The sequence below is a fragment of the Sphingobium sp. 3R8 genome (genome assembly GCF_020166615.1).
Lineage (GTDB): Bacteria > Pseudomonadota > Alphaproteobacteria > Sphingomonadales > Sphingomonadaceae > Sphingobium > Sphingobium bisphenolicum.
Genome location: NZ_JAIQXR010000004.1, coordinates 199465 through 221663, shown reverse-complemented (window position 1 = coordinate 221663; position 22199 = coordinate 199465). Strand labels below are relative to the sequence as shown.

The following is a 22199-nucleotide window of genomic DNA, read 5'->3' as shown; positions in this document are numbered from 1 at the left end:
GGACTTTTAGGAAGCCCTCAGATGCTCCGCCCTGCCTTAACCCTCATTGAATGACGCTGGTTCCGTAATGATCTCCGGGGGATCATGACGAAAGTTTAACGTCGTCCCTGAAATTGCCGCAGGAATTCATTGTCCGGCGACAGGATGATGTTGGTCTGGCCCGGCCGATCGGGCGCGAAGGTGTAGCGATAGCTCTGCATCCCGCGATAGAAATCGTAGAAGGACGGGTCCTTCCCGAAGCTCTCGGCATAGATGCGCGCAGCGTTGGCGTCGGCTTCTGCGCGGATGATCTGCGCCTGCTTGGCGCCCTGGGCGCGAATGGTGAGCGCTTCCTGCTCGCGCGCGGTGCGCATCCGGGTGAAGGCGCTTTCCAGCGGCGTGCCGTCGGGCAGGTCGGCGCGCTTGATCCGCACGTCCACGATCTCCGCGCCATATTGGCGCGCGACCCGGTCCAGCCCCGCCTCGATATTCTGCATCACCTGGCCGCGTTCGGGGCTGAGCAGCGCGGCGAATGGCCGCTTGCCCAGTTCGTTGCGCAGCGCGGACCCCAGGATCGGGCGCAGCGCCTCGCCCACGCGCTCCTCATTGCCCGCCGCGATATACATGCGCAGCGGATCAACGATGCGATAGCGGGCGAAGGCGTCGACCTGCAGGCGCAACTGGTCGGTCGACAGCACCTGCTGCCGCTCCATCTCGACCGAGAGGACGCGCTTGTCGATCCAGACGATCTGGTCGACGAACGGCCAGCGCCAGATGACGCCCGCGCCCGTCTGGCCGAAGCTTTCATTGGGACGGTAGCGGTTGATGATCTCCTTGGGGTCGCCGAAACGGACGACCACGCCCTGCTTGGTTTCGGGCACGATGGCGATCGTGCTGCCGACCAGGATCAGCAGGCCCAGCAAAACCAGGGCAAGGGCGACCGGATGACGCAAGATACCGGGCATCACTGGCCTCCCGTGCTGGTGGCGTCCGCCGGGGCGGCCTGCGCACGGCGCTTGATTTCGGGTAGCGGCAGGTAGGGCGTCACATTGTTACCTTCGACGATGGTCTTGTCGACGTTCGACAGCACGCCCTCCATGGTTTCATAATACATCCGGCGGCGGGTCACGTCGGGCGACAATTTATATTGTTCATAAACCTTGTCGAAAGCCGCGGCCTCGCCCTGCGCCTTGGCCGTCACCTGCTGGGCGGCGGCGCGCGCTTCGTTGAGATAGGTCTGCGCCGTCTGCTGCGCGGCGGACACCGCCTTGAACGCGTCGTTGACGGCGGTCGGCGGATCGGCCTGCTTGATCGCGACGCCCTGGATGCGAATGCCCGACTTGTAGCCGTCCAATATCTCCTGCATCCGCAATTCGACCTGCTGTTCGATCGCGGTGCGCCCGGCGCCCAGCGCATCGTCCAGGCTGACGCTGGCGAGCACGGACCGCATCGCGCTTTCCGCAACCTCGCGCACGCTGGCGTCCGGGTCCGACAGCTGGAACAGATAGAGTTCCGGATTGCGGATATTCCAGCGCACCGAATAGGCGAGGTCGATGATATTCTGGTCGCCCGTCAGCACCAGATTTTCGCTCTCCGCGCTGGCGGAGCCGATATCGATGGTGCGGATTTCCTCGACATCGACCGTCGTCACCGCCTCGAACGGAGCGGGCAGGGTCAGGCTGATGCCCGGCGTCAGGGTGCGGCTATATTTGCCGAGCAGGGTGACGACGCCGCGCTCCTGCGGCCCGACCCGGTGGAAACTGGTCAGGACCAGCCACAATATCACCACTATGCCGATCGCCGCGGGCCACAGCGCCTTGCCGGCCCCGCGCGGGGGGATGCCGCCAAAGCCGCCACCGCCGCCCTGGCCGAAGCTTTCGCGGCCGCGGCGCAGCAGTTCGTCGATCGCGGACGGTCCCTTCTGACCGGCGGTGGGCTTGCCCGGCTGGGTCCATGGGTTGCGCGGGCCGTCGCCGCCGCCGCCCTTCTGCCCGTCCCCGTCGGGTCCGTCATTCTTGCCGCCCCAGGGGCCTTGGACCATCGCTGCGATCGCGGGCATCCACCCGAATATTCTTCTCATGGCATCTTCTATAGGAAGGCTCTTCTCCGAAAAACAGTGCAAATGGCCGCGATTATTTCCTACAGGGCATGGCCATGACCGATCTTGCCGATTTCTCCGCCCGTCTGACCGCCCTGACCGATGGCCGCGCCAGCGCGCCGCGCCTCAAGGACGGGGTGATGACGATCGCCCTCGACGTGGGCGGACTGGACCCCGACCGGCGCGAGGGGCTGGCCGCGGCGATTCGCGAAGGCGCGCTGACCGTGTCCGGCGTCACCGACGTCCGCATCGCCATGACGGCGGAGCGGAAACCCGGAGAAACGCCGGCCCCCAAGGCGCCGTTGCGCATCCTGACCGTTGCGTCGGGCAAGGGCGGGGTGGGCAAATCGACGCTATCGGCCAATCTCGCCGTCGCGCTGCACCGGCTGGGGCTGAAGGTCGGGCTGGTCGACGCCGATATCTACGGCCCGTCGCAGGCGCGGCTGATGGGGAGCGAGGATCAAAAGCCGCAGGCCCGCGACAAGAAGCTGATTCCCGTCACCGGCACGCTGGGCATCCCGATGCTGTCGATGGCGCATCTGGTGGAACCGGGCAAGGCGCTGGCCTGGCGCGGGCCGATGGTGGGCAATGCGCTCAGCCAGTTGATCGACGCCGAATGGGGCGACGCCGAATTGCTGGTGGTCGACATGCCGCCCGGCACCGGCGATATCCAGTTGACGATGGTGCAGAAGCACAAGCCCGCCGGTGCAGTGATCGTGTCCACGCCGCAGGATCTGGCGCTGATCGACGCCACCCGCGCGGTCAGCCTGTTCCATCAGGCCGGGGTGCCGATGATCGGTCTGGTCGAAAATATGGCCGGCTATGCCTGCCCGCATTGCGGCGAAGTCTCCGATCCCTTCGGCCATGGCGGTGCAGAAAGCACGGCCGGCGACCTGTCCATGCCCTTCCTCGGCCGCGTGCCCCTGGCGATCGACATCCGTCGCCGCTCCGACGCAGGCGATCCACCGGCGGCGGGCGAGGGCGTCCATGCCGACGCTTTCCACGCCATCGCGCGCAAGGTCGCCGACTGGCTCAAGGCATCGGCCTGATTACAGCGTCAGGTGCAGATATTGGCTGAAGCCGTTCGGTTCATAATCGCCGAACGCCGCGCCATCGCTGAAGCCATGGGCGCGGTAGAGCGACAGGGCCGGTTCGAACGCCGCGCCCCGGCCGGTTTCCAGGCTCAGGCGTGCCATGTCGCGGTCGCGCGCCGCCGCGATGATGTGCCGCAGCAGCGCTGTGGCCACCCCACGCCGCAGATAATCGGGATGGGTGCGCATCGACTTGATCTCGCCCTGCTCGCCATCCAGCATCCGCAACGCGCCGACCCCGGCGATGGTCGCGCCGTCCCATAGGGTCCACACGCTGATATCGGGCGATCGTAGCCCGGACAGGTCGAGCGCGAACACCGCGTCGGCCGGGCTGTCGGTCTGCATCCCGGCCAGGTGGAGCGCCAGCAGCGCGCGGGTTTGCGGGTCGGTCAGGTCGTCGGGGCGAATGGCGAACATGGCCTGTGATTATCGCGGATGCGCGAGGAAAGGAACGTCTTGCGTTCGCCCGCGTCCTCTCCATCTCGGTCGCAAAGGAGATACGCCATGCCGCTCACCGCCCCGCAGGACATCGCCGCCTTGCTGTCGGAAACCCGCACCATCGCGCTGGTCGGCATTTCCGATCGCCCGGACCGCCCCAGCTATGGCGTGATGCAATTCCTTCAGGACCATGGCTATCGCGTCCTGCCGGTCAATCCGCAGATTGCCGGTGAGCATGTCCATGGCGAATTTGTCTGGGGCCGCCTGTCCGACATCGGCGTGGCCGTCGACATGGTCGATATCTTCCGTCGCAGCGAAGCGGCGGGGGAGGCGGTGGACGACGCCATCGCCGCCGGGGCCAAGGCGGTGTGGATGCAACTGGGCGTCGTCGACGAAGCGGCGGCGGCGCGCGCCGAAGCGGCCGGGTTGAAGGTGGTGATGGATCGTTGTCCCGCGATCGACATCCCCCGGCTCGGCCTCGCGCCGATAGGTGCCGATTAACGCTAGGCAGCGCGCGCCTGCGGCTCTATCAGGCTGGCATGGCGCGCACCCCGCGGAAGCAATCCGGCAAACATCAGGGCATCAACCGGCGCACGCTGCTGATCGGCGGTGGCGCAGCGGCGGGGCTGTTGCTCGCCTGGGGCGTATGGCCGCGCAGCTACCAGCCCAATCTCAACGCCGGTCCCGGCGAAACCATCGTCAACGCCTTCCTGAAGATCGATGCATCCGGCCAGATCATCGTCGTCGTGCCGCAGACCGAAATGGGGCAGGGCGTCACCACCGTCCTGCCGCAGATATTGGCCGACGAACTGGGCGCCGACTGGCGCACCATCGCGGTGCAGAGCGCGCCGATCAGCCCGCTCTACGCCAACACCCTGCTGGCGCGTGAATGGCTCGCGAGCGACTGGACGCGGCTGCTCGGTGACGCTGGCGACTGGGCGATCGGCCAATATGCGACGCGCGGCGCGCTGATGCTGACCGGCGGCGGCACCTCCGTTCCGATGTTCCGCGATGCTTATCGCGACTCCGGCGCCGCGGCTCGCGTTCTGCTGTGCAAGGCGGCCGCGGCGCGCTGGACCATTCCCTGGGAAAGCTGCGACATTCAGGATGGCATCATCTCTGACGGCGGCGCGCGCCGCATGAAGATCGGCGATGTGGTCGCGGATGCCGCCCGGTTCGACCTGCCCGATATCCTGCCCTATCGCCAGGGGCAGGATGGCCGCCTTTCCGGGCAGGATCTGCCGCGGCTCGATACCCCGTCGAAGATCGACGGCAGCCATAATTTCACCGCCGACATTCGTCTGCCCGACATGGTCTATGCCTCGATCCGGCAGGGACCGATCGGCGACGCCCTGCTGGCCGGGCTGGACGAACGCGCCGCCGGCAGCGTCACCGGCTTCCTCAAGCTCGTGCGGCAGGAACGCTGGGTCGCCGCGGTCGCCAGCAATTGGTGGGCCGCCAACAAGGCGCTCGACCTCGCCGACCCGGTCTTTACCCTGCGCGGCGTTCCGGTCAGCAGTGGCGGCATCGACGATGCGCTGGAGGCGGCTTTTGCGGGGTCGGACGGTCGCCGCCTCTATGCCCAGGGCGATCTGGCCCCGGTGTTCGAGGGGGCGACCATCCTCGCCAGCGAATATCAGGTCGATGCCGGGCTGCATCTGGCGCTCGAACCCCAGTGCGCCACCGCCCGCGTCACCGACGACGGCGCGGAAATCTGGATGGCGACGCAGGCGCCCGGCCTCGCCCGCGCGGCGATCGCCGATGCGCTGGGCCTGCCGGAACGGGCGGTGACGCTCTATCCGCTCCATGCCGGCGGGTCGTTCGGCCGCAGGATGGATTGCGATGCCGGGGTGCAGGCGGCGCTGCTGGCGCGCGACATGGGGCGGCCGGTGCAACTGCTCTGGTCGCGGCTGGAGGATGTGGTGCAGGATCGGCCCAGCGCCCCCGCCCACGCCCGCATGGCGGCCAAGCTCGGCCGCAACGGCGCGATCGAAGGCTGGCTGGCGAAGGTCGCCGCGCCTTGCGCGCTGACGCAGACATGGGCGCGCATCGCCGATGGCGTCTTGCCGCACGTTGCGGCGGCGGATGCAGTGGACAAGGCGACCCGGCTGGCCGTCGCCGGCATGGCCCCGCCCTATGCCATTCCCAACTGGGCGGTCGATCATTTCCCGACCGACGTCGGCCTGCCGCTCGGCTTCACCCGCGGTAATGCCCATCTCCACGGCGCTTTCTTCACGGAAAGTTTCGTCGATGAACTGGCGCATCTGTCGGGGATGGAGGCCATGTCCTTCCGCATCCAGATGCTGGGCGGCAATCCGCGCCTCGCCCATTGCCTGTCGACCGCGGCGTCGATGGGCGGCTGGCAGGGCGGCATAGCGGGCAGCGGGCAGGGGCTATCCGCCCATATGATGGACGGCGCCTATGCCGCCATCATGGTGGAGGCGGCGATGAACGGCGATAAACTCAGCGTCAGCCGCATCGTCGCGGCCGTCGACGCCGGCGATCAGGTCAATCCCGACATCGCTCGCCAGCAGATCGAAAGCGGGCTGGTCTATGGCCTCGCCTATGCGATGGGCGCCTCCGTTCCCTATGAGCGCGGCCTGCCGACCCGCGCCATCCTCGGCCGCATGAACCTGCCGCGCCTCGCCGACATCGGCGAAGTCACGGTGGAACTGATGCGCAGCACCGCCGATCCGGCCGGCGTCAGCGATCTGGCCGCCCCGCTCGTCGCGCCCGCCATCGCCAACGCCCTGTACACATGGACAGGGCAACGGCTGCGCAGTCTGCCGCTAGTGGGCACCGCATGACCCTGCCACCCGATCATCCCGCCATCCCCACGCCCAAGGTCGGCGTGCTGCTCATCAACCTCGGCACGCCGGACGCGCCGGACGCCGGTGCGGTGCGCCGCTATCTGGCGGAATTTCTGTCCGACCGGCGCGTGGTGGAGATTCCGCAACTCCTCTGGCAACCGATCCTGCGCGGCGTCATCCTCACCACCCGGCCGAAGAAATCCGCCCATGCCTATCAGCAGGTGTGGACGCCGGACGGCTCGCCGCTGGCCGTCCATACCCGCGTCACCGCGCATGCGCTGCAACAGGCGATGGGGCAGGGCGTGGTGGTCGACTGGGCGATGCGCTACGGCAATCCCGCCATTGCGGAGAAGCTTGCGGCGATGAAGGCGCAAGGCTGCGAGCGCATCCTGCTCGCGCCGCTCTATCCCCAATATTGCGCGGCTACCACCGCGACCGCCAATGACGCCGCCTTCGCCGCGCTGGCCGCGATGCGCTGGCAGCCCGCCATCCGCACCCTGCCGCCCTATCATGACGATCCGGCCTATATCGCCGCGCTCAAGGCGTCGATCGACCGGCATGTCGCCGCGCTCGACTTCGTGCCCGACGCGCTGCTCGCCAGTTTCCACGGCATGCCCGAACGCACGCTGCATCTGGGCGACCCCTATCATTGCCAGTCGGTCAAGACCGTTCGCTTGCTCCGCGAAGCGCTGGCTCTGCCGGTTCATATGAGCTTCCAGTCACGCTTCGGCCGGGCCAAATGGCTCGAACCGGAAACCGAAGCGACGCTCGCCAGATTGGTGAAAGACGGTGTCCGCAATATTGCTGTGGTCACACCCGGATTCGCGGCGGATTGCCTTGAAACCCTAGAGGAAATCGCCCTGCGCGCGAAAGCGGTTTTTTTGGCCCAAGGTGGCGAAAAATTTGCCCTTTTGCCCTGTCTAAACGCGTCGGCGGAAGCTATCACTCTCTATCAGAGGCTTATGGGCCGCGAGCTTTCGGGTTGGATCGACTGACCCCTGTTGCAGGAAGAGGACGCTGATATGTCGAGAGTGGCGATTGTGACCGGCGGAACGCGCGGCATCGGCGAGGCGATCAGCCTGGCGTTGCAGGAGATGGGCTATACCGTCGCCGCCAACTATGCCGGCAATGAGGAGAAGGCGAAGGCCTTTACCGACAAGACCGGCATCGCGACCTTCAAATGGGACGTCGGCGATCATCAGGCCTGCCTCGACGGCTGCGCCGCGGTGACCGAAGCGCTCGGCCCGGTCGACATCGTCGTCAACAATGCCGGCATCACCCGCGACGGCGTGCTGGCCAAGATGAGCTTCGACGACTGGAACGAGGTGATGCGCATCAACCTCGGCGGTTGCTTCAACATGTCCAAGGCGACCTTCGGCGGCATGCGGGAACGCGGCTGGGGGCGGATCGTCAATATCGGCTCGATCAACGGCCAGGCCGGCCAATATGGCCAGGTCAATTATGCCGCCGCCAAGTCCGGCATCCACGGCTTCACCAAGGCGCTGGCGCAGGAAGGCGCCAAGTCCGGCATCACTGTCAATGCGATCGCGCCCGGCTATATCGACACCGACATGGTCGCCGCCGTGCCCGCGCCGGTGCTGGAGAAGATCGTTGCCAAGATCCCGGTCGGTCGCCTGGGCCAGGCCAGCGAGATTGCGCGTGGCGTCGCCTTCTTCTGCAGCGAGGAAGGCGGCTTCGTGACCGGCAGCACCCTGTCGATCAACGGCGGCCAGCACATGTATTGATGGTGACGGGCGACCCTGACGATAGCCCGGAAGGGCTGGAAGGGTCGCCCTTCGCGCCGCCGGTCAAGCGGAGCGTGACCATCGCCGGGCATCAGACCGCAATCAGCCTGGAACCGATCTTCTGGGACGCCTTGCGCGCCCATGCCACCCGACACAATCTCCCGATCAACGCGCTGGTCGCCCGCATCGACGCGGCGCGGCTGGCCGTGCCGCATCCGCCCAATCTGGCCAGCGCCATCCGCTGCTGGCTGTTTGCTGATACATTTTGCGACAACGATAAGAATTATTCTCAATAGCGTTGACTCTGAGAAAGACTCTCAATAGCAGTTCCCCAACAATCAAAGGGGGATCTGCGAACATGCCGAAGTCCGGGAATATAACGTCCTTTCTGGCGCTGAGCTGCGTCGGCGCAATGGCCTTTGCGACGACCGCGAGCGCGCAGGAAGCTGAAAAGGGGCCGCGGCTGGGCGGCATGACCGTTACCGACACTGCGATCGATGAATCGGCGATCAAGGTGGAAAAGGCGGAATCGCCCAAATATACCCGGCCCCTGCTCGACACGCCGCAGACCATCACCGTCATCGGCAAGGAAACCATCCAGCAGCAGAATCTGCTCACCCTGCGCGACGTCCTGTCCACCGTGCCCGGCATCACCTTCGGCGCGGGCGAGGGCGGCTTCGGCTATGGCGACCGCATCATCCTGCGCGGCCAGGACGCGAAGAACGACGTGACCGTCGATGGCGTGCGGTCTGGCGCCTTCCTCAACCGCAACGAAGTCTATAATATCGAGCAGGTCGAGGTCACCAACGGCGCCAATTCGGTGATGAACGGCGGCGGCTCGGTCGCCGGCACGATCAACCTCGTCACCAAGCGGCCGCTGGCTGACGACCAGACGATCCTGAACGCGGGCATCGGCACCGACAATTATTACCGCGCCACGATCGACGCCAACCAGCGCGTCAACGACCTGATCGCGGTGCGCCTCAACGCCGTCTATCACAAGAATGACGTGCCCGGCCGCGACGTCGAAAATTACGAGCGCTACGGCTTTGCCCCCGCGATCACCATCGGCATCGACGGCCCCACCAGCCTGACGCTGCAAGGCGAATATCTGCATGACGACGCCATGCCCCAATATGGCGTGCGCTATTATCCGCGCGAGGGCGGCTTCCTGAGGGAATTCGACCGGTCGGGCTATTATGGCTTCGCCAATCTGGACCAACAGAACAGCAGGACGCGTTCGCTCCAGGCCATCTTCAGCCATGCGTTCAGCGACACGGTGAAGATCCGCAACCTGACCCGTTACGAACATATTCGCCAGAACACGATCACCAGCCAGCCCAACGGCACCTTCTGCCTCGCCTCCACGGGGCTTCAGCCGCCAGACGTCAACACGGGGATCGGCGCGGCCTGCACCACCACCGTCAACGGTGCGAATTTCACCGTACCGGCCGGCTATTATCTGCCCACCGGCGGTCGCGGCGTACAGCGTTTCATCAACAACACCACCGCCTATAACCAGATCGACCTCAGCGCCGATTTCGACACCGGCGGGATCGGCCACACGCTGGTGCTCGGCGCGTCAGCGATGTGGGAACAATATCGGCAGGAACAGGGCGCGCTGCCCCGCAACGCCGATGGCTCGACCCCGCTCTTCCCGTTGGTCAGCATCGCCAACCCCGGCGACATCGTCCAGGGTCCGGCGGGATACACCTATGGCAACAACGACTATAATGGTCCCATCAACTTCATCCGCTCGGCCCGGTCGCTCGGCGAGCAGACCAGCTATGCCGCCTATCTGTTCGACACGATCAAGTTCAGCGACTTTTTCGAGATCAACGGCGGCCTGCGTTATGAAAATGTGAAGGGTCTCAGCCGCAGCTTTGCCTACAGCACCGCGGTCGACGCGACGCTCGGCCAGTTGACCAGCGTGACCAACCCGCCGCGCACCGACGACAATCTCTTCTCCTATCGCATCGGCGCGGTGGTGAAGCCGACGCCCGACACCAGCCTCTATGTCGCCTATGGCAACAGCAAGCTGCCTTCGAAAGCCTCGGTCGACGGCACCTGCACCGTGGCCAATGCGGCGGGCGGCAGCGGCACCTGCTTCGTGAAGCCGGAAACCACGAAAAATTACGAAGTCGGCGCCAAGGCCGACCTGTTCGACAGGAAGCTGCTGCTGACCCTCGCCGCCTTCCGCAACGATCGCGACCAGATCAAGGTCGTCTCGGGCGATCCGACCCTGCCGGACCAGGCGACCGACGGGCATCAGCGGGTCGAGGGGATTTCCTTCGGCGCGTCGGGCAATATCACCGGCAACTGGACGATTTCGGCCAATTACATGTATCTGAAATCGAAGATCAAACAGGGCGTTTCGGATTACTGCCTCGCCCATCCTGGGGCCACGGACCCGGCGGCCGGCACCTGCGCCAACAGCCCGGCCTTTCCCGATCCGACGGCCGGCTATGCGCTGACCAACACGCCCAAACATTCGGGCAGCCTGTTCACCACCTATCGCTTCGCCTTCGGCCTCGAACTGGGATATGGCCTCACCTATCAGGGCAGGTTCTTGCTGAACCAGCCGACGCTGGCCCAGCTTACGGCTGGCACCTATGTCGGCTATCATGTGCCGAGCTACACCATCCATCGTCTGATGGTGAACTATCCGATCACCCCGAACCTCAAGGCGCAGGTCAACGTCCAGAACTTCACCAACGAGAAATATGTGACGACGGTGCGCAATGCGATTGGCGGAAGCTGGGCGCAGCCTGCGCCGACGCGGTCGGCCGTGTTCAGCCTGAACTATCAGTTCTGATGTCCGCCCTTTCCCCGGTCCGATGCGGCCGGGGACGCAGGACGGGCGGCGATTTATCCCACCGCAAAGGCCCATGCGCTCCGGGTGGCCGCCCGTCTCCTTCTTTCTCCATGTTTCTCTGCAAACATCGCAATTGATTCGCATTAGTCTACAGGCTATCGGCAAACGCTACGGGGTCACGCAAGGGAAGACACTGTCATGTTGCAGGCGGCGAGCCAGCCAATCGACGATTATGATGCGGTTTCGGAGCAGGCGAACGCGTCCGCTTCGGTTGCGTCCAGGTCGTTCGAATCGTCGGCGACATCGCCGGACGATCGCTATGGCGCGCGATCCCGCCCCAATATCCCCGCCATTGCGGCCATCCTTGTCGTCCACGCGCTGTTGATCGGCGCCCTGATCCAGGTGCGTAACCATGTGCAACGGGCGGAAATCGCCAAGCTGACCGTGGTGAACCTGTCGCCGCCGCCCCCGCCGCCGCCTGCGGCGGAAACGCCACCTCCACCGCCGTCCGCACCCGAAGTCGTGGCCCCGCCGCCGGTCGTGCAGACGCCCGTGCCGCCCGTACAGGCCGTCCAGACATCACCCGAACCGGTTCCGGCGCCGAGGCCCGTACCTGTCACCGTGGCCGTGCCGGGACCGCCCGCACCCGTCACCGCGCCGCCTGCGCCGCCCAGCATGGTGCAGGGCGGCGACCTCGGCACGCAGATGGTCGCGGGTAAGCCGCCGCGCTATCCGATCGACAGCCGCCGCAAACATGAGCAGGGGACCGTGGTGCTGACGATCACGCTCGCCGTGGATGGCGGCGTCGAAAGCATCGCCGTCAGCCAGAGCAGCGGTTTCGCCCGGCTCGACAATGCCGCCAGGGATGCGGTCAAGGGCTGGCGCTGGAAGCCCACCATCCGCGGCGGACAGCCGGTCCGCGTGCGGGGCGTGGTCGAAATCCCCTTCATCCTGCGCACCGATGCCGCCTGACGGACACGCTTTTCCATGCTGATTGCCATACCCGACCTGATCGATGCCGCCGGCGTCGCCGCCATTCGCGCCGTCATCGATGCTGCGGACTGGGTGGATGGCAACATCACCTCCGGCCATCAATCGGCGCTGGCCAAGCGCAACCTGCAATTGCCCGAAGACTGCGACGCGGCCCGGCAGGCGGGGCAGATGGTGCTGGATGCGCTTGGCCGGTCGCCGCTGTTCATCGCCGCCGCGCTGCCGCTCAAGATATTCCCGCCCTTGTTCAACAGCTATGCCGGCGGGCAGAAGTTCGGCGTGCATGTCGACAATGCTGTGCGCATCCAGGCGGGGACGGGTTTTCGCGTGCGCTCCGACCTGTCGATCACCGTCTTTCTGGAAGAACCCGACGCCTATGATGGCGGCGAACTGACGATCGAGACGCAATTCGGGGTGCAACAGGTGAAGCTCCCCGCCGGCCATGCGGTGCTCTATCCTTCTTCCTCGCTGCACCGGGTCGAGCCGGTGACGCGCGGACGGCGCGTGGCGAGCTTCTTCTGGCTCCAGTCGATGGTGCGGGACGATGGCGCCCGGCAGATGCTGTTCGACCTCGACCGCAGCGTCCAGGGCGTGGCAGCGGCCATGGGGCAGGATCATGACGAGGTCATCCGCCTGACCGGCGTCTATCACAACCTCCTGCGCCGCTGGGCCGACGCCTGACGGGGAACGGCCTTTTTCGGCCATATCCCTCTGGGATGACGGAGGAAAGCAGACAGTCCGCTAACCACCCGATCCTGCCACCCGTCTCTGTCCTACATCGCCCGATTCCGCTATGGCTTCGGGCGGCTCCTTCCCATCGTCAACGCCCCTCAGCCGCCAGCCGGCACCCGCTGGCGGCAAAGTCGCGCGCAAAAATTCGCCATGCGCGATATGCATGAAGTTCCGGAAATTCCGGCGCCCGCGCCCGGCCCCGGTCACGCCAGCATCGCAGCCAGCGCGGGGGTCATATATTCCTGCGCGCCACCATCCGTGCGCAGCACCAGCCGGGCGGCGAGATCGTGGCGGGTGGCCAGCGCCATGCCCCGATCCGGCCCCATCACGGTGATGGCGGTGGCCCAGGCATCGGCCAGCATGGCGCTGTCGTGCAGCACGGTGACGGAGGCGACGCCGGCCGCGATCGGGGCGCCGGTCGCGGGATCGATACTGTGGGACAGGCGCGCGCCATCCTCGATGCGGAAGCGGCGATAGTCGCCCGAAGTCGCGACCGACAGGCTGCACAGCGCGATGCGCAGCTTGGGGACGGCCAGGTCGGGCGGCGCTTCGACATCGACCCACCAAGGCTGAATATCGGGCTTGACGCCCTTGCCGCGCAGCTCCCCGCCGATCTCGATCAGGAAATTGGCGACGCCCATGGCGCGCAACTGCGCTGCGGCTGCATCGACCGCGAAGCCCTTGGCAATGCCGGAAAAGTCGAGCGCGACGTCGGCAAGTCGGCGGGCGCGATCGTCTTCGACTTCGATGCTCGTCCAAGGCGCGGGAACGGTAGCTGACGTCGCGGGCTGGAGGCCGGGGCCGAAACCCCATCGGTCCACCAGCCGACCGATCGCGGGATCGAAGGCGCCGCCGGAGCGGCGGGCCATGTCCAGCCCGGCGCGCAACACCGTCAGCATGTCGGCGGGGAGCCGCATCCATTCGCCCACGGCCAAGCGGTTGAAGCGACTGATCGCGGAATCCGTTTCCCAATTGCTCATCTGGTCGATGACGCGCGCCAGCACCGCTTCGATGGCGCTTTCGCAGCGCGCGGGCGGATCGACGACTTGCGCCGACCAGCTCGTCCCCATGGTGGGTCCACCATATGGGACGATAGCGCCCCTGCGCTGTCGCCCGACAAAATGGTCAGGCGACAGGCCGGGCGCTATCGCGATGCGGATACCGTGGGGATTGGCCGGGTTCAGGGCGCCAGCACTTCCAGCGTTGTGATATAGGCGGCGCGCCGCTGCGGCGGGCCTGCGGGCGCCTGCGGACGGGGCGCTGGCGGCGCGCCTGCTCCACCCGCGCCACCTTCGCCGCCCGGACCACCGGGGCCGCCTTCACGACCGCCGCCGATGCTGGCGTTCAGCCAGTATAGGCCCGGCTGCGGCCAGGTGACGGCGACCTTGCCGTCCTTGTCGGTGGTCAGGTCGATCTGGCCCAACGCATCCCGGTAACGAATGCCGCCGGGGATGACCGTGACTTTCAGGCCAGCGGCAGGCTTGCCGTCGAGCAGGAACTGGAAGGTCGCGGCTTCGCCCGACACCAGGTCATTGGGATGGGTGACGGGGACCAGTTCGATGCCGCTGCCGGTCGGCTTGAAGATGGTGGTGCTGGGCGCGCCCAGCGTCACGAAAATCTCGTTGCGGTTCGACATTTCGGCCGTCTGCACGTCGGTCGCGCCGGTGGGGATGACGGTGGCCAGCTTGTCCTTGGTCGTACCTCGGGGCAGGCGTTCCTGCTTGCCGTTCAGCATATAGCTGCCCATCACGCCGGTCGAGACGCTGGCGATGCGATAGGTGCCGGGCTTGGTCAGATGCACGTCGAAGGTGGAGCGATAACGGCCCTTGGCCGCATTCTCGATCTTGCCCGTCGCGCCGTCAGGCTCGGTCACGACGATATTGTCGGTCTGCATCGGGAAATGTTCGAAATAGAAAAGGTCGTTGGACACGGCGGCGTCGACCGTCACCCAGCTATCGGTGCCCGACAGGGTGGTGGAGGAGGGGAGCATCCACTGGCGATGCGCCTGTGCCGCGCCGGAGACCATCAGGACAGCGAGCGCGCCCGCGATGAGAAATCTGCTTTTCATGGTTTAATCCCTGTTATTTGCCGAAAGTGAGGGCGATAGCGCCCAGTTCGCTGCTGCCTTGCACCTTGACGGTCGCGCCGGGCTTGGGCGGCCAGGCGAAGGGCAGGCGCAACACTTCGCGTCCGCCCACTTCGCGCGCCGCCTCGACGATCAGTGTGTAGTTACCGGGGCCGATCGCGCCCAGCGGCCCCTTGCCGGCGGTGAAGGCGATCTTCTGTTCGCCCGGCGCGCGCGTCGCGCCGGAAACGCCGTCGGCCGGGAAGCTGAGCGACCGGCCCGATGCGCGCCACCACTGGCGCACGTCGCGCAGCCATTTGGTGCCTTCGCCTTTCGCCTTATCGACATCATACCAGACCGACAGGGTGCGGGGGGCGGCACCCTCCTTCTCGATCCAGATGGCGACATAGGGCCGATGATATTCGGCGACCGACAGGCGCGGGACATTGACGCTGAGATTGAGCGTCTGCGCGATGGCGGGCGCAGCCGCGGTTCCGGCCGCGCCGAGCGCCGCCGCGCCGGTCAGAGCCAGACGATGGCTGATCTGCATGGTTGGTCCCCTTTAATGGATGAAGATGATGGCGAGTAGCGCCGGAAGCGCGAGGCCGATCGCAACCAGCGGCCAGGTGCTGGGCCGCTTCTTGGCGTGAAGCTGAAGCAGCACCAGCCCGGTCAGCGCGAAGACGAAACAGGCGATCGAGAAGATATCGATGAACCACTTCCACGCGCTGCCCGCATTGCGCCCCTTGTGCAGATCGTTCAGATAGCTGATCCAGCCGCGACTGGTGCTTTCGCTGGTGACGGCGCCGCTATGCCGGTCGATCGATACCCAGCCGTCGCCTCCGGGACGGGGCAGGGGCAGATAGATTTCATCGGCCGACCATTCGGCATTGCCGGCGCCTGCCTGTCCCACGGATTGTTGGACCCAGGCGGCGACGGGCGCGGGCAGGGGCTTTTTCACGTCGGGCGCGTCGTCGGCCGCGACCTGTGTCAGCAGGTCGGCGGGCAGGGTGGCGCTTTTCTCGATGGTCCGGGGCGATGCCTCGACATCGGCGGCATGATTCAGCGTGATGCCGGTAAAGGCAAAGAGCAGCAGGCCGATCAGGCTGACGGCGGAACTGACCCAATGCCAGGTATGGAGCTGCTTCATCCAGAAGGCTTTGGCGCTCTTCTTTCTGGGCGACTGGATACGGGTGGTTCCATGCATGGGGTAGGATTGTTCCTGCGATATACTGCCCCTCGCATAACGAGAACGACTCGCAGTTGCAAACGAGTCGCACCAGGAATTTTGTATCAAAATGTATAGGGTGGCCGATCGACTGCGGTGAGCGGCCTCTTCAGACCGGTCTAGGGCATGGCCTTGCTATTGACGATCATGGCCACCACCTCTAGCCGCACCATATGCCTGATGTAACACGGATTAAACATGTCCGGGACGTCACGGCTCTTGACGGCTGCGCGGGGGAGAGCGTGTGGCCGCTGCTAGGACATGAATATGCTATTGCCGGCCGTTGCTGCGGGAATGATGATGATCGGGACGCAGGCGGAAGCCGCCGCGCCGCAACTCGCTGTGGCCGCGGAAGTCGCAGCCGGGTCGCAGGATGCCGCGCCGTCCGTTCCGCCCGCCGATCCGGCGCCCGCGGCCCAGGCGCTCGCCGCACCACCTGATCCGCAGGGCGACGCGGCGCAGGATATCGTCGTGACCGGCGACAAGGGCGCGCCCAAGGGCGATCCGCTGGAGCAGCTTAACGCCAAGAGTTTCGAGGCGGTGCAGTCGGTCGACAAGGCGGTGGTTGAGCCGGTGGCGAAGGCCTATAACAAGGGCCTGCCGCGCCCGGTCCGCAAGGGGTTGCGCAACTTCTTCTCGAACCTGGGTGAACCGGTCGTGGCGGCGGCTTATCTGCTGCAATTCAAGCCGGGCAAGGCGTTCGAGACGGCGGGGCGTTTCGGCGTCAATACGACGCTGGGCTTCGTCGGCCTGTTCGATGTTGCAAAGCGCAAGCCGTTCAACCTGCCCCATCGCGACAATGGCATCGCCAATACGCTGGGCTTTTATGGGGTGGGGCCAGGGCCTTATATGTATCTGCCGATCGTCGGGCCGACCACGCTGCGCGATATCATCGGCGACACCGCGGACAAGATGATCCTGCCCTTCGCTTTGGGCGGAAAATTCTTCAAGCCGGCCTATGTCATTCCCGCGACGATCCTGAACCAACTGGGCGAGCGCGCCGCGTTCGACGAGACGATCACGGCGATCCGGAAAGAGGATGATCCCTACACCGTCTACAAGACGCTGTATCTGAAGCAGCGGCAGGCGGAGATCGACGCGCTGCATGGGCGGGTATCGGCCGAACCGGTCATCCCCATCTACGGCGACGCCATCCCCACGCCGGGCAAGAAGGACGCGCCCAAGGTGGTGCTGCCCGATCCTTATGGGGACGATGACGCCGCCGAACCGGCGACGGACGCGCCGCAATAAGGGTTGCATTCGCGCGACACAGAAAGGGCGTCATTCTCTTCGCGAGAATGACGCCCTTTCTGTAGGCGGCTAAAGCATCCCGTGTTCCCGCGCAGGCGGGAACCCAGATCAGACGGTGGGACTGGGTTCCGGCCTTCGCCGGAACACGCCCGTTTTTTACCGCCCCAGCAGGCCACGCGCCTGGCCCGCTATTTCGGCGAGCATCGCGACATTGGGCGTTGCGGCGGCCTTTGCGCGCTGGACCAGGGTGCGGAATTGACGGATGCGCGCGCCCTTGGCCTGTAGCCAGTCCTCGACATGAATGGGGATGTCCTTGCCCTTTCCGTGCGCGAGGAAATCGAGCCGGACCTGCTGCATGTCGCGGGCGACGCCGGAAATGAGCAGTCGTTCCCACGGATCGGTCGGTTCCATGCGCGCGGCGGCGGACTGGACCCAGTCGATGCCGACCGCTTCGCCCAGATGGGTGAAGGCGCGGGTGAGCGCGACTTCGTCCACACCCATGCGCGCGGCAAGGGCGGCGATGCCGACCGCGCCGTCGAGCTTGAACAGGCCCGCCGTGCGCAATGCCAGCGTTTCGGGCGCGCCGAGGCCGAGCAGCCGGTCGGTGACGGCGGCGGTGCGGCGTTGCGCCTCGCTGGTCAACAGGTCGTCGACCTGGGCAGCCAGGGTGCCGACGCCCTTGGACAGGCGGTCATGCCCTTCGCTGGGCAGCGTCCCGGCAGGCAGGGCGCGCAATATGTCGGCAATCTGCGCCCGCATGCCGCTGGCGATGTCACTGAACAGGGCAAGGCGGGCGCCTTCGGCCATGTCCGCCGCGTCGATATCCGCCCAGAGCGCGCGAATATCATAGAGCCGTTCGGCGATCAGGAAGGCGCTGGCAAGGTCGGCCATCGAGCAGCCTTCCTCCTCCGCCAGTTCGAACGGATGGATGAGGCCGAGGCGATTGACGATGCGGTTGGCGACCTTGGTGGCGATGATCTCCTTGCGCAGCGCATGGGCGGCGATGGCGTCCGCTTCCTTCTTCTGCATCGCGGCGGGGAAGGCGGCCATCAGTTCGCCGGTCATGCTGTCGTCGGTGGCGAGGTCGCCATGCTCGATCGCATCCTGCAGCGCCAGCTTGGCGGTCGAGAGCAGCACGGCCAGTTCGGGCCGGGTCAGCCCCTGGCCGTCCTGTCCGCGGCGCAGCAACTGGTCGTTGGCGGCCAGCCCTTCGACCTGGCGGTCGAGCCGTCCGGTTTCCTCGAATGTTTCGATCAGGCGGACATAGGAAGCCAGGTCGGCCGCGCCGCCGGCTTCGGCGATGGAGAGGCCCAGCGCCTGGAGGCGGTTATCCTCCAGCACGATGTCGCCCACTGCGTCGGTCATGCTTTCGAGCAGCGCGTTGCGCTTCTCGAAGGGCAGGCGGCCCTCGATCATTTCCTTGTTGAGCGCGATCTTGATGTTCACTTCGTTGTCCGAACAGTCGACGCCAGCGCTATTGTCGATGAAGTCGGTGTTGATCCGCCCGCCATGCAGCGAGAAGGCGATGCGGCCGGCCTGCGTCGTGCCGAGGTTGGCGCCTTCGCCCACCACCTTGACGCGTAGTTGTTCGGCGTTGATGCGCAGGCGGTCGTTGGCGGGATCGCCGACATCGCCATGGCTTTGCGCTGCTGCCTTCACATAGGTGCCGATGCCGCCGAACCAGAGCAGGTCCGCCGGCGCCTTGAGGATGGCGGATATCAGCGCGGCCGGTTCCATTTCCTTGTCGGTGACGTCCAGGACCGCCTGCATTTCGGGCGTCAGCGCGATCCGCTTGAGACTGCGCGAGAAGACGCCGCCGCCCTTGGAAATAAGCTTTTTATCATAATCCTCCCAGCTGGAGCGGGGCAGGGCGAACATACGGTTACGTTCTTCCCAGCTCTTCGCCGGATCGGGCGTGGGATCGAAGAAGATGTGGCGATGGTCGAAGGCGGCGACCAGTTTGATGGCCTTCGACAGCAGCATGCCATTGCCGAACACGTCGCCCGACATGTCGCCGCAACCCACGACGCTGACCGGCTCGCTCTGCACATCGACGCCCATTTCGGCGAAGTGGCGCTGCACGCTGATCCAGGCGCCGCGCGCGGTGATGCCCATCGCTTTATGATCATAGCCGTTGGAGCCGCCGCTGGCGAAAGCATCGCCCAGCCAGAAATCGCGGTCCAGCGCGATCGCGTTGGCGACATCGGAGAAGGTTGCGGTGCCCTTGTCCGCGGCGACGACGAAATAGGGATCGTCGCCATCATGGATGACGACCTGGGCCGGATGCTTCACCTTGTTCTTCACGATATTGTCGGTGATCGACAGCAAGGACCGGATGAAGATGCGATAGCTTTCGGTGCCTTCCGCCAGCCAGGCGTCGCGATCGACCAGGGGGCTTGGTAACTGCTTGGGATAGAAACCGCCCTTCGCGCCAGTCGGCACGATAACGGCGTTCTTCACCCGCTGCGCCTTCATCAGGCCCAGGATTTCGGTCCGGAAATCGTCGCGCCGGTCGGACCAGCGCAGCCCGCCGCGGGCCACTGGACCGGCGCGCAGATGGATGCCCTCCACGCGGGGGGAATAGACCCAGATTTCGCGCCAGGGGAGCGGCGCGGGCAGGCCGGGGACCAGCGCGCTATCCAGCTTGAACGCCAGCGCTTCCTGCGCGGCGGGCGCGTAAAAGTTGGTCCGCAGCGTGGCGGTGATGACGGCGCGCAGCAGACGCAGCACACGGTCTTCGTCAATCGCTGTGACCTGTTCCAGGCCCGCCTCGATTTCCGCCTGGGCATGGGCGATGCGGTCGGCCGCACCATCCTGCGTCGCCGGATCGTGCAACGCCTCGAACAGGATGATGAGGTTGGCGGTCACGCCCTGCGCCTTGCGCAGCGTTTCGGCGAAGGTCGCCATGCCATAGGCGACGCCGGTCTGGCGCAGATAGCGATAGAGCGTACGGAACAACACGACCGATCTCGGCGACAGGCCGGCTGTGACGATCAGTTCGTTGAACCGGTCATTTTCCGCCCGGCCTTCGAGCACCTGGGCGATCGCTTCGGTCACGACGTCGGCGCGGACGATGACGGCCTGCGCATCGCCACCCGCGGGCAGTTCCAGCACGAAACGCTGGACATGGCCGAGCGTGCCGCCGTCGATCGCGGTTGTCATTTCCTCGATCACGCGGAAGCCGAAATTCTCGAACACCGGGACGACTTCGGACAGGGCGACGGTATGGCTGCTGTAGAGTTTGAGCCGCAGCCGTTCGCTGCTGTCTTCCGGATTGCGGTAGATGCGGATCGATTTGTCGCCTTCACCCGACAGGCCGTGAAGCAGGCGGATGTCGATGGCAGCCTCGGCCGGGCCGGCGCCGTTGCGATAGGCGAGCGGAAAACCGGGCGCGAAGCGCTGGGCCAAGGCGGCGGCGCGACCGCCTTCCTCGCTTTCGGCGAGCGCCTCCTCGACGGCTGGCACCCAGCCGCGCACCATCTGCTTGAGCTGGCGGTCGAGCACGGCGTCATCGGGCACCACGCCGCCTTCGCGCAGGTCAAGCGTGATGCGGAGCAGTGCAAGGCCGCCTTCTTCGAGCGCGATCGACCAGCTCAACACGGGGCCGTTCGCTGCCTTCGCCAGCATATCCTGCACCGCAACGCGGCGCGCGGTCGACAACTCGTCGCGCGGCAGCCACACGAAGGCATAGAGATGGCGGGCCAGTGCGCTGGTGGCGAGCGCCAGCTTCGGGCGTGGCCGGTCGGTCAGCGACATGAAGGTCAGCGCCAGCCGCTCCAGCGTGTCGCGGTCGAAGCCGATGGTGATGTCGTGCGGCAGGGCAGTCAGTGCATGGGCCAGCGTCTTGCCGGCATGGCCGACTGGATCGAAGCCGAACTTGTCCATCAGGGTCGAGAGCGCCGAGCGCAGCAGCGGCACCTTGTCCGGGGTCGCCGACAGGCCGGAGCTGGTCCACATGCCGGCGTGGATGGACAGCGCCTTGACCTCCTTGCCTTCGCGCACGGGCACGATGACGAGGTCGAGAAGCACCAGGCGATGGACGCGCGAGATGCGGCTGGACTTGATAATGAGCGGCGTGCGCTTGCCTTCCTCGAACCAGGCGAAGGCGGCTTCCAGCGAGGCGGGAGCGATCAGCGGCTTGTCGTGGCGGGTGCAGATGCCGAGCGGCGCGCTGCTGCTGCCGTCGCGCTTGACGATCTCATGGCCGGTCTGGGTGAAATGACGCGCCAGGAACCAGCGCAGCAAGGCCGCGCCTTCCTCGTCGGGCACGGCGTCCGCGTCGGCGCCCAGGGCTGCCTGCATCTTGGGCCAGTCCGCCACGGCGGCCCGCACATCGGCCAAGGTTTCCTGCAGAGCCTTTTCAAGCGCGCGGCGCGCCTTCGCGTCGGCGCGATCGGTTTCGACATAGATCATGGATTCGCGTCGCGCACCGGGCGTGTCGTCATCCAATATGGCGGAGAGGGCGCCATTCCCGTCGCGCGTCACCGACAGCACGGGATGGAAGAGGCGGTGGATGGTGATGTCGGCCGCGGCCAGCGCATTGGCGATGGAATCAACAAGGAAGGGCATGTCGTCATTGACGATGGCCAGGCGCATGAAGCGGCCATTGGCCCCTTCGCCCAACGTTTCGACCAGGATCGCCGCCTGTCCCGGCTTGCGGCCATTGGCTGCGCGTCCCAGGAAAGCGGCGGCGGCGGCCAGCGCGGCTGCGTCAAATCCCTCGCTCTCGCCCGGCAGGGCGCCCCGGCTGAGTGCGCCTTCCAGCGCCTCGCGGATGCTGTTGTCGACTTCCTTGTTCTTCGCTTCCGCCAGCGCCGTCATTCGCTCACCTCTCAACGCGGTTAAATCCGCTTCGATCATGAAGGAGGAGACGCTGGATCGCCGCCATACGACTCCTCGGCTTTCAGGGCGCCTATATGCGCCCGGCAGGGAGGCGGCTCAACCCTCGCGAGAAATA

General features: G+C 65.9%; 18 protein-coding genes. 10 read left to right on the top strand and 8 right to left on the bottom strand.

Annotated features, from left to right (window positions below):
• Positions 1 to 95 precede the first annotated feature (95 nt).
• Together hflC and hflK are read right to left on the bottom strand one after the other, a co-directional pair.
• On the bottom strand, positions 96 to 944 hold the full coding sequence (gene hflC / locus K9B33_RS05870) for a protease modulator HflC (RefSeq protein WP_224547364.1): 849 nt from the start codon (positions 942 to 944) through the stop codon (positions 96 to 98).
• Positions 944 to 2059 (bottom strand): FtsH protease activity modulator HflK, encoded by a 1116-nt coding sequence (gene hflK / locus K9B33_RS05865; RefSeq protein WP_224547363.1) that lies wholly within the window; start codon positions 2057 to 2059, stop codon positions 944 to 946. The genes hflC and hflK overlap by 1 nt, the downstream gene beginning before the upstream one ends.
• A 74-nt stretch (positions 2060 to 2133) precedes the next feature.
• Here hflK and K9B33_RS05860 point away from each other — a divergent pair, with 74 nt between their 5' ends.
• Positions 2134 to 3126 carry an Mrp/NBP35 family ATP-binding protein gene (locus K9B33_RS05860; RefSeq protein WP_318011083.1) on the top strand — a complete coding sequence of 331 codons (993 nt, stop codon included), beginning with the start codon at positions 2134 to 2136 and terminating at the stop codon, positions 3124 to 3126.
• Here the strand turns inward: K9B33_RS05860 and K9B33_RS05855 are convergent, their stop codons facing one another.
• A complete protein-coding gene (locus K9B33_RS05855) occupies positions 3127 to 3585 on the bottom strand; it encodes a GNAT family N-acetyltransferase (RefSeq protein ID WP_224547362.1) in 459 nt (152 codons plus the stop codon). It abuts the gene before it with no gap.
• 87 nt (positions 3586 to 3672) lie between these two features.
• Here K9B33_RS05855 and K9B33_RS05850 point away from each other — a divergent pair, with 87 nt between their 5' ends.
• The 8 genes from K9B33_RS05850 (at position 3673) to K9B33_RS05815 (ending at position 12647) form a co-directional block, all read left to right on the top strand.
• Positions 3673 to 4107, top strand: coding sequence for a CoA-binding protein (locus K9B33_RS05850; RefSeq protein ID WP_224547361.1), 435 nt, complete (start codon positions 3673 to 3675; stop codon positions 4105 to 4107).
• A 38-nt stretch (positions 4108 to 4145) separates the two neighbouring features.
• On the top strand, positions 4146 to 6413 hold the full coding sequence (locus K9B33_RS05845) for a xanthine dehydrogenase family protein molybdopterin-binding subunit (protein ID WP_224547360.1): 2268 nt from the start codon (positions 4146 to 4148) through the stop codon (positions 6411 to 6413).
• Complete coding sequence (hemH, locus tag K9B33_RS05840; protein ID WP_224547358.1) at positions 6410 to 7411, top strand: ferrochelatase; 1002 nt, start codon at positions 6410 to 6412, stop codon at positions 7409 to 7411. The genes K9B33_RS05845 and hemH overlap by 4 nt, the downstream gene beginning before the upstream one ends.
• Before the next feature lie 27 nt (positions 7412 to 7438).
• The gene (gene phbB, locus K9B33_RS05835; RefSeq protein WP_224547356.1) at positions 7439 to 8161 is read left to right on the top strand and encodes an acetoacetyl-CoA reductase; all 723 of its coding nucleotides are present in this window, start codon (positions 7439 to 7441) and stop codon (positions 8159 to 8161) included.
• A complete protein-coding gene (locus K9B33_RS05830; protein WP_224547354.1) occupies positions 8161 to 8457 on the top strand; it encodes a ribbon-helix-helix domain-containing protein in 297 nt (98 codons plus the stop codon). The genes phbB and K9B33_RS05830 overlap by 1 nt, the downstream gene beginning before the upstream one ends.
• A 62-nt stretch (positions 8458 to 8519) precedes the next feature.
• On the top strand, positions 8520 to 10976 hold the full coding sequence (locus K9B33_RS05825) for a TonB-dependent receptor (protein ID WP_224547352.1): 2457 nt from the start codon (positions 8520 to 8522) through the stop codon (positions 10974 to 10976).
• 198 nt (positions 10977 to 11174) lie between these two features.
• Positions 11175 to 11948: an energy transducer TonB gene (locus K9B33_RS05820; RefSeq protein ID WP_224547350.1), complete on the top strand. Its 774-nt coding sequence runs from the start codon at positions 11175 to 11177 to the stop codon at positions 11946 to 11948.
• A gap of 15 nt (positions 11949 to 11963) precedes the next feature.
• Positions 11964 to 12647 (top strand): Fe2+-dependent dioxygenase, encoded by a 684-nt coding sequence (locus K9B33_RS05815; protein ID WP_224547348.1) that lies wholly within the window; start codon positions 11964 to 11966, stop codon positions 12645 to 12647.
• A 254-nt stretch (positions 12648 to 12901) separates the two neighbouring features.
• Here the strand turns inward: K9B33_RS05815 and K9B33_RS05810 are convergent, their stop codons facing one another.
• From K9B33_RS05810 to K9B33_RS05795, 4 genes are all read right to left on the bottom strand, one after another.
• A complete protein-coding gene (locus tag K9B33_RS05810; RefSeq protein ID WP_224547347.1) occupies positions 12902 to 13768 on the bottom strand; it encodes an FAD:protein FMN transferase in 867 nt (288 codons plus the stop codon).
• A gap of 110 nt (positions 13769 to 13878) precedes the next feature.
• On the bottom strand, positions 13879 to 14766 hold the full coding sequence (locus tag K9B33_RS05805; RefSeq protein WP_224547346.1) for a DUF4198 domain-containing protein: 888 nt from the start codon (positions 14764 to 14766) through the stop codon (positions 13879 to 13881).
• Positions 14767 to 14779: 13 nt separating this feature from the next.
• Positions 14780 to 15313, bottom strand: a complete 534-nt coding sequence (locus K9B33_RS05800; RefSeq protein ID WP_224547345.1) for a DUF2271 domain-containing protein — start codon at positions 15311 to 15313, stop codon at positions 14780 to 14782.
• Between the two features lie 12 nt (positions 15314 to 15325).
• On the bottom strand, positions 15326 to 15970 hold the full coding sequence (locus K9B33_RS05795) for a PepSY-associated TM helix domain-containing protein (protein ID WP_224547344.1): 645 nt from the start codon (positions 15968 to 15970) through the stop codon (positions 15326 to 15328).
• A gap of 288 nt (positions 15971 to 16258) precedes the next feature.
• On the opposite strand from K9B33_RS05795, the gene K9B33_RS05790 reads away from it, so the two are divergent.
• The gene (locus K9B33_RS05790) at positions 16259 to 17242 is read left to right on the top strand and encodes a VacJ family lipoprotein (RefSeq protein WP_224547426.1); all 984 of its coding nucleotides are present in this window, start codon (positions 16259 to 16261) and stop codon (positions 17240 to 17242) included.
• 156 nt (positions 17243 to 17398) lie between these two features.
• On the opposite strand, the gene K9B33_RS05785 is transcribed toward K9B33_RS05790, so the two are convergent.
• Positions 17399 to 22063, bottom strand: a complete 4665-nt coding sequence (locus K9B33_RS05785) for an NAD-glutamate dehydrogenase (protein ID WP_224547343.1) — start codon at positions 22061 to 22063, stop codon at positions 17399 to 17401.
• Positions 22064 to 22199 lie beyond the last annotated feature (136 nt).

Coding starts and splice junctions, on each gene's coding strand:
- hemH (WP_224547358.1), top strand. CDS start 6,410: ATGACCCTGCCACCCGATCATCCCGCCATCCCCACGCCCAAGGTCGGC.
- K9B33_RS05785 (WP_224547343.1), bottom strand. CDS start 22,063: ATGACGGCGCTGGCGGAAGCGAAGAACAAGGAAGTCGACAACAGCATC.
- K9B33_RS05800 (WP_224547345.1), bottom strand. CDS start 15,313: ATGCAGATCAGCCATCGTCTGGCTCTGACCGGCGCGGCGGCGCTCGGC.
- K9B33_RS05830 (WP_224547354.1), top strand. CDS start 8,161: ATGGTGACGGGCGACCCTGACGATAGCCCGGAAGGGCTGGAAGGGTCG.
- K9B33_RS05845 (WP_224547360.1), top strand. CDS start 4,146: ATGGCGCGCACCCCGCGGAAGCAATCCGGCAAACATCAGGGCATCAAC.
- K9B33_RS05820 (WP_224547350.1), top strand. CDS start 11,175: ATGTTGCAGGCGGCGAGCCAGCCAATCGACGATTATGATGCGGTTTCG.
- K9B33_RS05860 (WP_318011083.1), top strand. CDS start 2,134: ATGACCGATCTTGCCGATTTCTCCGCCCGTCTGACCGCCCTGACCGAT.
- K9B33_RS05810 (WP_224547347.1), bottom strand. CDS start 13,768: ATGGGGACGAGCTGGTCGGCGCAAGTCGTCGATCCGCCCGCGCGCTGC.
- K9B33_RS05795 (WP_224547344.1), bottom strand. CDS start 15,970: ATGCATGGAACCACCCGTATCCAGTCGCCCAGAAAGAAGAGCGCCAAA.
- hflC (WP_224547364.1), bottom strand. CDS start 944: ATGCCCGGTATCTTGCGTCATCCGGTCGCCCTTGCCCTGGTTTTGCTG.
- K9B33_RS05815 (WP_224547348.1), top strand. CDS start 11,964: ATGCTGATTGCCATACCCGACCTGATCGATGCCGCCGGCGTCGCCGCC.
- phbB (WP_224547356.1), top strand. CDS start 7,439: ATGTCGAGAGTGGCGATTGTGACCGGCGGAACGCGCGGCATCGGCGAG.
- K9B33_RS05850 (WP_224547361.1), top strand. CDS start 3,673: ATGCCGCTCACCGCCCCGCAGGACATCGCCGCCTTGCTGTCGGAAACC.
- hflK (WP_224547363.1), bottom strand. CDS start 2,059: ATGAGAAGAATATTCGGGTGGATGCCCGCGATCGCAGCGATGGTCCAA.
- K9B33_RS05855 (WP_224547362.1), bottom strand. CDS start 3,585: ATGTTCGCCATTCGCCCCGACGACCTGACCGACCCGCAAACCCGCGCG.
- K9B33_RS05790 (WP_224547426.1), top strand. CDS start 16,259: ATGCTATTGCCGGCCGTTGCTGCGGGAATGATGATGATCGGGACGCAG.
- K9B33_RS05825 (WP_224547352.1), top strand. CDS start 8,520: ATGCCGAAGTCCGGGAATATAACGTCCTTTCTGGCGCTGAGCTGCGTC.
- K9B33_RS05805 (WP_224547346.1), bottom strand. CDS start 14,766: ATGAAAAGCAGATTTCTCATCGCGGGCGCGCTCGCTGTCCTGATGGTC.